The organism is Aquirufa rosea (assembly GCF_004118285.1).
Taxonomy (GTDB): Bacteria; Bacteroidota; Bacteroidia; order Cytophagales; family Spirosomataceae; genus Aquirufa; species Aquirufa rosea.
The window spans coordinates 1-13027 of sequence record NZ_SDHY01000001.1; the positions used below are offsets into that span (position 1 = coordinate 1).

Consider the following 13027-nt stretch of genomic DNA (forward strand, 5'->3'; position numbering starts at 1 on the left):
TCGCTATTCTAATTAGCGCATAAATTCATGAAACCTATGTCAGACAAGCATCTGAGCCCCTTTTGAGATGGTACGGGGAAAGAAAAAGCCCAGACCCCCTTTATGGGGCTGGGCGAATTACTTACTCGAAGTTCGAGTTGAAAGTGGAGTCGGAGGGATTCGAACCCTCGTCCAAACCTAGCGAGCAATAGCTTTCTACACGTTTAGCTGTGATTCATTTTCGATTAACAGCGGGTTCACATCAGACCCAAACGGTTAACTTATCCTCTAGATACTAATAAGTCCGTAGAGAAATTCGAACTTATCGACTCTGCATGTCGACGCTCAGATACCCTCCTCGGCAGAGTTTGGAAGAGGCTGAACGATGGCAAATTGGTTAATCTCTGAGATTAAGCAGCCATGGCATACTGTGTATTGCCAGTTATAATTCGAAGGTTTTTTTAACAGGAAATGCCAACAACTCCCGACGTGCTTACTATCGACCGTCATAAGCTGTCAAAACCGGTCGACCCCAATAAATGGACTACAAAACTACAAAATAAAAGTCGCCTTTGTCAAGGAATGGGTAATTCAGTGCTGTGTTTTATTTCATCCATCACAAATAAACTGTTGATATGTGCTACGGTGGGAAGAACAGCTAGTTTTTCTTGATAAAAGCGGTTGTAGCTTTCTACATCCGCACTTACAACCAATAAGTAATAATCAAAGTTCCCTGAAACTAAATGGCAAGACAATACCTCAGGAAAAACTTGGATGGCTTGTTCAAATTCTTTGAAATTCTTACGATTTTGCTTTTCTAAGGTTACTTGGCAATGCACCAATAAACCTAAATCCAGCATTTTTCTATTTAGAAGTCCTACATAAGACATGATGTAGCCATCTTTCTCTAGCCTTCGGATGCGGTCATGAGTAGGAGATAGCGATAAATTGACTTGAACAGCTATATCTTTCAGTTTCTTTTGTCCATTTCCTTGTAGTATTTTTAAAATCTTTAAATCTAGTGCGTCTAAATTGAGTTTGGCTGCCATAATTTTTTCGGATTTAAGATTATACCTACTCAATTTATAGAATAAATTTCTAAATAATTTAATAATTCAGGAATATTTCCTTTTTTATCGGGTATATGCATAAATATTTTTTGCGTTTTTTTTATATTTGTGAAGTATTATACTTCATCAAAGGTAACGGCCAGCGAAATTTTTCGTTGGCCGTTCTTTTTTCATCAAGCTATAAATCAAATTACTATGATCATTGGCGTCCCTAAAGAAATTAAAAATCAAGAGTTTAGAGTTGGATTAACTCCAGCGGGAGTCTTATCTCTGGTGGCACAAGGCCATCAAGTTTTCGTGCAAAGTCAGGCTGGTCTAGGATCTGGATTCTCCGATGAACAATATGTTCAAACTGGTGCCCAAATTCTTCATGATGCTGCTTCTGTTTATTCTCAATCACAGATGATTGTGAAGGTGAAGGAACCCTTGGCGCAGGAATTTCCTCTCATTCAGCCAGGACAAATTTTATTTACCTATTTCCATTTCGCAGCCTCCAAGGAATTGACTCAGGCTATGCTAGATAGTAAGGCTATCTGTATTGCCTATGAAACGGTTGAATTGGAGGATAGATCACTTCCATTATTAATTCCGATGTCGGAAGTAGCAGGAAGAATGTCTGTGCAGGTAGGTGCTTACTTCCTTGGAAAAGCCCAAGGTGGAAAGGGTAAGATGTTGGGAGGTGTTCCTGGCGTAAAACCAGCCAATGTTCTGATTTTAGGAGGTGGGGTAGTAGGAACACAGGCGGCTAAAATGGCAGCTGGACTTGGGGCTAATGTAACTATTTTAGATACAAACCTCAGTCGATTACGCTATTTGGAGGATGTTTTACCTGCCAATGTGTCTACAAAATTCTCTACTCAATTAGCTATTCAAGAGGAAATAGTACAAGCAGATCTCATCATTGGTGCCGTTTTATTACCAGGTGCTAAGGCTCCGCATTTAATCAGAAGGGAGGATTTAAAGCGAATGAGTCCTGGTACTGTGTTGGTGGATGTGGCAGTGGATCAGGGCGGTTGCATGGAGACTTGTCGCCCAACTACCCATGAGGATCCTGTCTATGAAATCGATGGAATTCTTCATTATTGCGTTGCCAATATGCCTGGAGCTGTTCCACAGACTTCTACACTGGCTTTAACTCAGGCTACTTTGCCTTACATTCACCTAATAGCCAAGGAAGGATGGAGCGCTGCGTGTTCAGCTAATCAAGCGCTAGCTAAAGGCCTGACTATTTATGAAGGGAAACTACAAAGCCCAGGACTAGCGGTATTGTTCAATTTGTAATTACCAGATTTTGATTCCCTGTATTCTGTATAATTCCAACTGTTGTAAGTTTAATTGATAATCATATTGAGCTTGCATCAGTTGGGATTCTTCTAGAATAGTTTCCGCTTGATCCAGTTCTATTCTGCGAATTAGACCTTGTTTGAAACGTGTATTGGCTAAATCTAAGGCATATTGTGCTTGTGTAACCACTTCTTTTTGAGTTGAAGATTTCTTGAGATAGTTTTGGTAATTCAATTGTGCCTGTCTCCATTCAGTGCCTAATTTTTCTTGAGTATCTTCTAATTGTAGAGCTATTCGCTCTTTTTGAATCATTGCTAATTCCGTTTGATAAAATGCCCTTTTACCTGCATAAATAGGTATACTTAATTTTAATCCTAACACACTATTAACTTTAAAGTCATCGGCAAAGGCCGGTGTTTCTCCATTAATTCGGGGAACATATCCGTTTTTCAAGCCCAAGGTAGCTATTCCAGCCAAAGTGGGAGTATTTTCAGATTTAGCTAATTCAATGCTTTTATTGATGATGTCTTCTTGTGCCTTGATTTGAGTGATTTCTGGATTAGTAAAAGACTCAATCGGCTTTTCTTTTTGAACTTGCCAAACGGGAGGAATTTCCACCAAATAGGCTTCTGCATTCGCACCAAGAAGTGTGCTTAAGTAATCAACCATGCGCGCTACCTGATTCTCAGACTCTAAAATCTTACTTTCTTGGTTGGCGATTTTAACCTGCTGACTGATTTTATCGTATTCAATAGCTTCACCCAAGGATACTTGCTTTAAAATCACTTGTAAATTGTTTTCTAAGCGTTTTAGTTGTGATTTTTGAACTTGAATGGCCTTTCTGTTGAAAATAATTTGTTGGTATAAATTGGCAATCTGAAATCCCAATTGAAATTCCTGTTGCTCTACTTGTGCCTGACTCAATTGCGTTTCTAATCGAGTTTTTTCAATCGCCATGGCATTTCTTCCCCAATCATATAAAACGTGATTTGCTACAAATTGAGAGTTATAGTTCATATTAGGCTGAAATTGCAGCGTGGAATTAGCCCCACCAAAATTGAAACTTGCCTTGGCTACAGGGTCAATCCTAGTTACACCAACTTCTGCTCCAATGATAGGCTTATTGTAAGATTCTTGAATTTGCGTCTTTACAAGACCCATTTTAATTAAGTTTCTTTGTCCTTTCAAGGCTGGAGAATGTTGCAAAATGCCTTGAATTAATTCGGGTAGTCCTTTTGACTGCGCCCCTAGGGCATTGGCACATAGGCAATATGTCAGTAAAATGATGTATTTTTTCATAATATTAATGAGCCTCTTCACTGGCTTTCATGATTTTTTCTAATTCTTCTTTTGTTTTCTTAGGGGCGCGCAACAACCATAAAAATGGCAAAATGCACAAGAATACCACGGAAACTAGTCTAAAGGTATCAAGGTATGCTAAGTAATAGGCTTGTTTATTTACCATGGCATCTAATTGACGGTAAGCGGCCTCTCCACTCTTGACAAAATCCCCTGTTTTTTGAAGCATATTTTGTGTTAAGCCCTGTATCCTTTGTTGAAACCAAGGATTTTCAGCTTGGATATTTGCTAGTAAATCCGTTCTATGCTGTGCAGCTCGGTGAGTTGCATAATTATTGGCTACAGCAATACCAAATGCCCCACCCAGTTGACGAATCATATTGCTTAAAGCAATACCAGCAGGATACTCAGAAGGTTTTAATCCGGCCACCGCTTGGTTGATCAGTGGCATTTGCAACATGGCCACGCCCATCATGCGGAGTAAGTGCATAGGAAAGAAATCCCAACGTCCCATTTCCGGCGTAGCTGAGCCTCCAATAAATCCAAACACCACAAAAATACAGATACCCACTCCCATGACAGGAATCGGTTTGCCACCCATAGACAGGTATTTGGCAATCATTGGGAATAAAAAGACCCCCAATAAAGTTGGATACATGAGAGATAGACCTGTTTCAGTGGAACTCAATCCATTGATGCGCTGCACCATGATGGGATAAATAAAAACGGAGGTAAATAAACCAAATCCACTGACCAAGTTGAAAATGGTACTCATCGCAAACACCTTATTTTTGAAGATTTTCAAGTTAATTACAGGATGTTCTGTAGTTAACTCCCTCCATATAAAACCAATAAGTCCAACAGCACAAAGTCCTGCCATAGTATTGATGGTTCTGGATTCAAACCAGTTTTCAGATTCGCCTTTTTCCAGAATGTATTGTAAGTTGCCGATTCCAAGGGTAAGTAGCGCGATACCGATGTAATCAATCTCCATATTTTTCCGATTCTTACCTTCGCCTTCTTTTCGATCAATGAATACTATAGTCAATATGGTAGCTAAAATACAAACTGGTATGTTAACATAGAAAATATCATTCCAAGCATAATTATCGACAAAATATCCTCCCAATACTGGTCCCAAGGAGGGCCCAAGAATGATACCCATCCCAAAAAAACCAGCCGCGATAGGTCTGTCTTCTACTTCAAATGCATCAAATAGAATGGCCTGAGAGGTGGAAAGAAGGGCACCACCACCAATTCCTTGGAAAAACCTCCAAAGAACTAATTCCCAAAGGCTTTCACTCATTCCACAAAAATAGGAGGCGATACCAAAGAGAATCATGGAGCCTAAATAATAGTTCTTTCTACCAAAATATTCCCCTAGAAATCCAGTCATTGGGATGATAATTACATTGGCAATCGCGTAACTGGTGATAACCCAAGCAATGTCTTCAATGGTTGCACCTAGATTTCCCGCTATTTGGTTAAGGGCCACATTAACTATTGTGGTATCCAATAACTCCATGACAGCGGCTGTAATCGTCGTTAATACGATGATGACTTTTGCGAATCCCTGAGGCTTTTGCATACTAATTATTTGAGTGGAGTCGATACTTCCAATGATAAACCTGCGCGTAATATATCCTTGTATTTGTTGGCTTCAAGGATTTCAATTTTAACAGGGATACGCTGTGTAACTTTCACAAAGTTACCTGAGGAGTTATCGGGAGGTAAAAGTGTAGTCTTGGCACCCGTTGATTCAGATATGGACAAAATTCTTCCTTTCAAATTCACGTTTGGGTAGGCATCCATCTTAATTTCAGAGTTCATACCTACTTTTAATGATTTCACTTGGGTTTCTTTATAATTAGCAACAATCCAATAACGACTGTCATCTATAATGGTCATCAAAGGCTGTGAAACCTGGATAAATTGGCCTGGCTCAACGGATTTTTTACCTATTTTTCCATCGGCTGGAGCATAAATTTTACTATAACTAAGCTTTAATTTTTGTTGTTCTACTTTGATTTTCTTAAGCTTCAAAGCCACTTCAGCTTTGTGTAATGCTGCCTGTAAGATACCTATTTTGGATTGTGTACTGCTAAGTTCAGCTTTAGCTCCTTGAAATTTAACGGCTGCCTGCTCTGCTAAATCTTGACTATCAATTAATTGTTGACGAGTTATCGCTTTCGCTAATTCTAATGCCGCATTTCTATTGACATCTCGATTATATTTATTCAACATTAACTCGGCTGATGTAACTGAACTACGCTGAGCTTCAATACTCTTTTTTAAATTAGTTAAGTTGGCTCGTGCACTTTCTATATCCGATTGCGCCTGCTCCACATCTACTTGCATTTCCTCTAATGCCAGTGCAGCTTCATCTGAATCTATTTCTAAAAGTAATTGACCTTTTTTAACCTGATCGTAGTCGTTTACATAAACCTGCTTCACAAATCCCGTCATTCTTGGAAGCACAGGGATAAAGTAGGCTTCTATTTGTGCATTGTCTGTGTCCTCGTGAGTAGTAGCGTAATGGTATTTCTTATAACCAAAAAAGCCTCCAACTAATACAATGACTGCCAATATAATTTTGGGAAGTGGTGATTTAGATTTTTGTTGAGTAGACATGATACGATCTTTAGTGTTGCAAAGTAAACAAGCATTCAGAATAAAGTCAAGTTGGTTGACTAATTATTTTATTTTTGTATTTTTGCATATTGAAAAATTTAATATGGCCCAGAAGAACCTGCACGGTAATTCTAAACCCGTTTTTTTATCAAGACTTTTGGTAAAATCTTACCGCATTGTTCAATCAATGAATGGGTCCTATTTAAGAAGTTTGGGATATGATAACTTCAAAATAGGGCACATCATGGTATTGATGAATCTTAATGAACAAGGAGTAACTACGACTGATTTGGCCAAAATAGCGAAGGTGAGTAAACAGGCGATGAGTAAATTGGTTAACGAGTTAGTTCAAGAAGGTTATTTGGTTTCTCGAAGTAATCCACAAGATTTACGTTCTTCTCTTTTATTTTGTACTGAGAAAGGTAATAAATTTTTGGAAGATTTGATGAAATCTAGAGCTTATTTGGCAGAGAAATTTACAGAAATACTGGGAAAAGAACGCCTAGAGCTCTTAAATGAGTTACTTGGAGAAATTGTAGAACACTATGATGAACTTGCCGTTAATTCCAATTTTAATGATTCAGTAGCGAGCACTAAATTATAATTTAGGCAAAAAAACGCTCATGAAAATTCACCAAAAATAGTTCATGTGTTGCACGTGTAATTGCAGTATATAACCAGCGAATGTACTCGGCATCAATCTGCTCTTCCTTTAAATAACCTTGATCGACAAAAACGGCTTTCCATTGACCACCTTGCGATTTATGGCACGTCAGGGCATAGGCAAATTTTACTTGCAAGGCATTTAAATATGGGTCTTTTCTGATAGCTTCTGTTCGATCTTTCTTTTTCGTGATATGAGCATAGTCCTCACAAACAGAATCATACAATTTCTTATTTCCTTCTTTGCTCAATGCTGACTCGGCAGAATGAAGTGTATCCAATAGAATTTTAGCCTCTACCTCAGGATGGTTTTCATAATCGCAGAGACGTAAACTGACATTTAAAAATCGGAAACCATGCATTTCCTCCATTTTTTTGATCTTCATCACTTCCACAAAATCTCCATTGGCCAAAAAACCTGCAGGAGAATCCTCGTCTAGCCAATGGTAATTATTGCGAACAATCATTAATAAATCACCGCTACTAATTTCATCCTCTTGATAGAGAATATTTCTGCGGACAAATTCATTGTATTGAACTGCGCTTTTATTGGATCTCGTAAGTAAAATAGTTTCCTCCTTCCCGAATTTTCGGTAGGCATATTGCATACCATCCTCCACCTTTTCGCCTGTCATTTTAAAGAAATCTTTGAATGACTTCGTATTGAATGAAATTTGAGTGGACGACCTCCCCAACAATTCCCTGAGTTGGGTGGCATTGTATAGAATTCCGGAATGTATATCTTGACGCATCACATCTGTAAGTTCATGATCGGTCACCTCCATATGAAATTCATCTCGGATATATTTTTTGGAAAGGGCAGGAGATAGGCTTTTTCCAACCGGTGGTAATTGGGCAGTGTCCCCCACAAATATCAATTTATTGCCGGTATGTCCATTTTCTGGATTAGTGAAAACGTATTCTATCAAATCCGTCAATAGACTATTACTTCCAAATTCGGATTCATCTGTGATCATGGATGCCTCGTCCACAATGAAGACCGTACGGGTGGCGTAATTGTTCATTCGTTGGAACGTTAATGCTCCCGAATGTGGATTGCTGACTTGTCGATAAATTTTTTTGTGAATCGTCAAAGCTTTCCTTTTAGCATAATTGGCCATCACTTTGGCAGCCCGGCCAGTAGGCGCCAATAATTGAGTGCGATATCCAAACTCAGATAGAATCTTGATTAAAGTGGATATGACGGTCGTTTTACCTGTTCCTGCATAGCCTTTGATAATAAAGGTCAAAGCGCCCCATTCATCTTGGTTGATGATAAAGTCATTCAATTTCTGAAACAGTTGGCTTTGAGAAGGTGTAGGCTCAAAGGGAAATTTTTGGTGTAAGAGAAAAGAAGGACTTTTGGAAGGATTCATGTCTTAAAGAAGACACAATTTACACAATTGCATCGGGAAGCAAAAGTGCATTTTCCTCCACCAAGGGCCTGAATACATTAATCAGACAAATGTGAGTGAAATTCTTTAAATCTGTTTCCCAAATATCTTTTTCAATTAAAACTTTTTCATCAATTAACCTTCTTCGCGTCGTTCCCCAATGTAGCGGTTCTTTGGGTGTAAACCATTGGTCACCGCTTTTAAAGGCCAGGTTGGCAATGCTTGAATCTTGAATTTTTCCTCCTTTAGAAAAGATAATATCATCAGCTTCTGGGTGTTCGGATACCATTTTCAAGATATGTGATCGATCAGCATACTTATAAGCATATTCAAAATCCCCTGTTTTAACGATGGTCAGTTTGTTGATTTTCTTATTTTGATGGGGAATAAATTCATGAAATTCCCAATCTGTGCGATAAACTAAACGGGCTCGATAACTTCCTTCTTGTGGAATTTTCAATTGACTGCAATATGCTTGAATATCTAATACAGGAGAATCAGCATAGAAATGTTTGAAAACATCATTGATTCTTTTTTGATGATAGTTTATATGAAGTAGCTCACCATTCAACACGTGAATAGTTTCAAGAAATGCGGGCATTTGATTTAATGGGTAGGTAAACTTTTTGGATTAGTTCTAAATATTCCTTTTCTGGATCAGAGAAGACTGTTATGCCTCCTCCACTTTTAAAAACTAATTTTTCTTTGAAATATTCTACAAATCTAATTAAAACTCCAGAATCTAGTGTGCTACCATCAAATTTTCCCATTATTCCTGTGTAAAAACCCCTAGAATAACCTTCTGCCTGTTGAATTATTTCCATGGTAGCTGCTTTAGGAGCTCCTGTAATGGAGCCAGCAGGTAGCATAGCTTTTAAAATACTTCCAATTTTATTGTTGAAATCAGACATTAACTCACCTGAAATGATTGAAGACATCTGCCATAAATCTTGGCTATTGGTGTTAACTTGTTCGATATATTGGTATTCTTCTACCTGAATCGGGAAGGCCACCTGGCTAATATCATTGCGTAATAAATCCACAATTGTAGCATGTTCTGCGCGTTCCTTTGCATCTTTTCGTAAGTCCTCAGGACTATTGTGGTTATTCACTACCAAAGTCCCTTTCATAGGAAATGCCTTGATCTTATTTTGGGAAACATGAATGAATGGTTCCGGCGAAAAAACTACCAATTGGTCCTTGATAAGTAATTTGTACTTAGCATGTGCGTATTGATAAATATCAGATAAACTTAAATTAGTTTCAATAGGAGTGGGGAAGGTTAAATTCACCAAAAAAGAATCACCACGTTTCAAGCCTGCTTGTACTTGATAGAATTTGGAAAGGTATTCTTTATAACTCATGGGATATTTTTCAAATTGAATCTTAAAAGGATAAGCTTCCTTTGGTTTGGAATTAAATTCAACGAAAATACCCAAGTCTTTGGCTTCTTCTTCACTTCCCCACCAAACTTTTTCACCTAAATAATCACAAATGAATACAAAAGGTTTACCCTCTTGTCCCCAAAGATCCATTCCTTCACTGGCTTGATCTAAGTTGACAAAAGGGATACCTTTCATGATGTAACATTTAAATGATTTGTTGAGCCGCTTGAATAACCTGCGGGATACCTGCTGGTTTTTGTCCTCCAGCAGTGGCCAGAAATGCTTGTCCACCTCCACCACCTTGTACTTCTTTGGCTAACTCACGGATGATTTTACCCGCATCAAAGGATCTTGAACTCACTAAATCCTTGGAAATAGCTAAGGCCAAGCTTGCTTTTCCATCTATTTCCGACAATAGGAGGCAGAATAAGTTTTGATGCTCATTACTTAAATCAAAAGCTAGATTCTTTAGGGCATCTGCATGGGGTACTTCCACTTGTTTAATGAGGTACAGCAAATCTCCTTTTCCAGCTATTTCTTGGTTCAATTGGGTTTTTAACTGCTTTATTTCGTTGGCTTGGTATTGAGCAATCGACTTTTGTAAACTGCTATTTTGTTCAATCAATTGAGAAACTGCTTTAATGAGATCTTTAGGGGATTTCAATAAAGTCGAGATTTGATCTAGTTGCTCGGCTTGTTGACTTAACAATTCAAATGCTTTTTGAGAAGTAACGGCTTCTATTCGACGAACACCTGTAGCCACGGAACTTTCTGAAAGAATTTTGAACAAGGCAATCTCACCCGTGGATTTTACATGTGTACCTCCACAAAGTTCAACGGAATAATTCGAATCAAATGTAATCACACGTACATAATCACCATATTTCTCTCCAAATAGTGCCATCGCACCTTTTTCTTTGGCCAGCGCGATTGGGACATTTCTTTCTTCCAATAAAGGGATATTGGCCGCGATTTTTTCATTGACCATGTCTTCAATGGCTTTCAATTCCTCATCCGTCACTTTTTGGAAATGAGAGAAATCAAATCGCAATAATTGCTCATTCACTAGACTACCTTTTTGAGCCACATGCTTTCCTAAAATTTCTTGCAAAGCAGCCTGCATGAGATGCGTAGAGCTATGGTGCTTAGTAATAGCCGCTCTTCGAGTTTCATCGATTTGAGCAACAACTTCATCCTCCTTTGCTACCTCTTCAATACTGGCATCATTTGTCCAATGGACAATTAGGTCATTTTCCTTTTTAGTATCTGTAATCTGGATTTTTTTACCTGACTTTTTGAAGAGCAAATATCCAGAATCACCTACCTGTCCACCAGATTCAGCATAAAATGGCGTACTTTCCAAAACAATTTTATATTGAATTCCAGCCTTATTTTGAACTTTTTGGTATTTCACCACCTGCGTAGTCCAAGTGCTATTATCATAACCCACAAAAGACAACTCATCTGAATCCTGCAAAATTACCCAGTCTTCAGCACTAGCATCCGCATCTTTTCGAGAACGAGTTTTTTGCATTTGAAGGGCCAATTGGAAACCTGCTTCATCAATGGACATGCCTTTTTCACGTGCGATTAAGGCGGTTAAGTCCACCGGAAAACCATAGGTATCATTCAATTCGAAGACATCATCTCCTGAAAGTATTTGCGAACCCTTGGCTTGGGTATCTTCAATTAATTTATCTAGTCGCACTAAACCAGTGGATAGAGTTCTTAAGAAAGCTACTTCTTCTTCAAAAATTACTTTAGCTACAAATGCTTCTTGTGAGATTAATTCATCAAACACCCCTTTGAATTGTTGGGCCAATATTGGAATTAATTCATACATAAATGGCTCCTTAAAGCCCAAATAGGTATAACCATAACGTACGGCACGACGTAAAATACGACGAATCACATAGCCTGCCTTGGCATTGGAAGGTAATTGTCCATCCGCAATAGAAAAGGCGATAGCACGAATATGATCGGCAATAACGCGCATAGCAATATCCGTCCACTGGCCTTGGCCATAAGCTATGCCACTTTTATTAGCTAAATGCTGAATACTTCCTTGGAATACATCCGTGTCATAATTGGATTGCTTTCCTTGAATCGCCATACATAAGCGTTCAAATCCCATTCCAGTATCCACATGTTTGGAAGGTAGTGGTACCAAAGAACCATCTGCCATTCGCTCAAACTGCATGAATACGTTATTCCAAATTTCCACCACTTGCGGATGATCAGCATTAACCAATGACTTTCCAGGTATTTTATCTACTTCATCCTGGTTTCTTAAATCAATATGAATTTCCGAACATGGACCACATGGACCCGTTTCGCCCATTTCCCAGAAATTATCTTTTTTATTCCCTAAAATGATTCTTTCTTCCCCAACAATGCTTTTCCAAATATCAAATGCTTCCTGATCAAAGGGAACGCCATCCTTGGCATCGCCCTCAAACACGGAAACATATATACGCTCTTTGGGTAATTTATATACCTCAGTTAATAATTCCCATGACCAAGCAAGCGCCTCTTTTTTAAAATAATCCCCAAATGACCAGTTACCTAACATCTCAAACATAGTATGATGGTAGGTATCAAAACCCACATCCTCTAGGTCATTATGCTTACCGGAAACCCTCAAACATTTTTGTGTATCTGCAATTCGTTTAGATGGAGGGGTTCCATTGCCTAAGAAAAAGTCTTTAAACTGAGCCATCCCTGAATTATTGAATAATAGGGTTGGGTCATTTTTGGCAACTAATGGAGCAGATGGAACAATGAGGTGTCCTTTGGATTGAAAAAAAGCTAAAAAATGCTGGCGGATCTCCGTTGAAGTCATTGGTTTAATTTCAAAATTATAGGTAATTTTAATTTTCCCTGAAAATTTGAATCTAGGGATTGTAAAATTACGTGTTTTTATTCGAATTCTTGTTTTAGCTGTTTAACAAGGTTTTATTTTATTAAATGGAGCAATTTCAAAAACAATATTATTCAATCTCTGAAGTAGCCGAAATGTTTCGAGTTAAGACTTCTAAGTTGAGGTATTGGGAAAGTCAATTTCCCCATTTAGTTCCCAAACGTAGGTCCAGTGGTATTAGGAAATACACGCCGGAGGACATCGAAAAAATAAAGACATTAATTCAATTAATCGAAGAAAAAGGCCTGACCATTGAAGGGGCTAAACAAGCGATTAATCACAAAGGGGAAGCAAAAAATATCAATACTCCTTTGATAAATCAGTTAATTGAAATTCGAACTTTTTTACAAGGACTACGCGAGGATTTAGGTGATTGATTTTTTTCCTTCGGGAAAAAACTCA

The 13027-nt window shown here is 38.3% G+C and carries 11 protein-coding genes and 1 other RNA gene; 3 read left to right on the forward strand and 9 right to left on the reverse strand.

Annotated features, from left to right (window positions below):
* Nucleotides 1-141 precede the first annotated feature (141 nt).
* Nucleotides 142-513, reverse strand: a transfer-messenger RNA (tmRNA) gene (ssrA, locus tag ESB04_RS00005).
* A 41-nt stretch (nt 514-554) separates the two neighbouring features.
* Nucleotides 555-1028: an Lrp/AsnC family transcriptional regulator gene (locus tag ESB04_RS00010; RefSeq protein WP_129024974.1), complete on the reverse strand. Its 474-nt coding sequence runs from the start codon at nt 1026-1028 to the stop codon at nt 555-557.
* A gap of 216 nt (nt 1029-1244) precedes the next feature.
* On the opposite strand from ESB04_RS00010, the gene ald reads away from it, so the two are divergent.
* Entirely contained in the window at nt 1245-2330 is a 1086-nt protein-coding gene (gene ald, locus ESB04_RS00015) for an alanine dehydrogenase (RefSeq protein WP_129024976.1), read from the forward strand.
* On the opposite strand, the gene ESB04_RS00020 is transcribed toward ald, so the two are convergent.
* The 3 genes from ESB04_RS00020 to ESB04_RS00030 are packed head-to-tail and all read right to left on the reverse strand — an operon-like array spanning nt 2331 to nt 6263.
* On the reverse strand, nt 2331-3632 hold the full coding sequence (locus tag ESB04_RS00020) for a TolC family protein (protein WP_129024978.1): 1302 nt from the start codon (nt 3630-3632) through the stop codon (nt 2331-2333).
* Between the two features lie 4 nt (nt 3633-3636).
* Nucleotides 3637-5220, reverse strand: coding sequence for a DHA2 family efflux MFS transporter permease subunit (locus tag ESB04_RS00025; protein WP_129024980.1), 1584 nt, complete (start codon nt 5218-5220; stop codon nt 3637-3639).
* A 5-nt stretch (nt 5221-5225) separates the two neighbouring features.
* On the reverse strand, nt 5226-6263 hold the full coding sequence (locus ESB04_RS00030) for an HlyD family secretion protein (RefSeq protein ID WP_129024982.1): 1038 nt from the start codon (nt 6261-6263) through the stop codon (nt 5226-5228).
* A 103-nt stretch (nt 6264-6366) separates the two neighbouring features.
* Here ESB04_RS00030 and ESB04_RS00035 point away from each other — a divergent pair, with 103 nt between their 5' ends.
* Nucleotides 6367-6867, forward strand: coding sequence for a MarR family winged helix-turn-helix transcriptional regulator (locus tag ESB04_RS00035; RefSeq protein WP_164969546.1), 501 nt, complete (start codon nt 6367-6369; stop codon nt 6865-6867).
* Between the two features lies 1 nt (nt 6868).
* On the opposite strand, the gene ESB04_RS00040 is transcribed toward ESB04_RS00035, so the two are convergent.
* The 4 genes from ESB04_RS00040 to alaS are packed head-to-tail and all read right to left on the reverse strand — an operon-like array spanning nt 6869 to nt 12547.
* Nucleotides 6869-8302: an ATP-dependent DNA helicase gene (locus ESB04_RS00040; protein WP_129024986.1), complete on the reverse strand. Its 1434-nt coding sequence runs from the start codon at nt 8300-8302 to the stop codon at nt 6869-6871.
* Between the two features lie 19 nt (nt 8303-8321).
* A complete protein-coding gene (locus ESB04_RS00045) occupies nt 8322-8921 on the reverse strand; it encodes an aminotransferase class IV (RefSeq protein WP_129024988.1) in 600 nt (199 codons plus the stop codon).
* Nucleotides 8905-9900: an aminodeoxychorismate synthase component I gene (locus ESB04_RS00050; protein WP_129024990.1), complete on the reverse strand. Its 996-nt coding sequence runs from the start codon at nt 9898-9900 to the stop codon at nt 8905-8907. Before ESB04_RS00050 ends, ESB04_RS00045 begins: the two co-directional genes overlap by 17 nt.
* Before the next feature lie 10 nt (nt 9901-9910).
* Nucleotides 9911-12547, reverse strand: a complete 2637-nt coding sequence (alaS, locus tag ESB04_RS00055; protein WP_129024993.1) for an alanine--tRNA ligase — start codon at nt 12545-12547, stop codon at nt 9911-9913.
* A gap of 125 nt (nt 12548-12672) precedes the next feature.
* Between alaS and ESB04_RS00060 the strand changes: the two genes are divergently transcribed.
* A complete protein-coding gene (locus ESB04_RS00060; RefSeq protein ID WP_129024995.1) occupies nt 12673-13002 on the forward strand; it encodes a MerR family transcriptional regulator in 330 nt (109 codons plus the stop codon).
* Nucleotides 13003-13027: the final 25 nt, after the last annotated feature.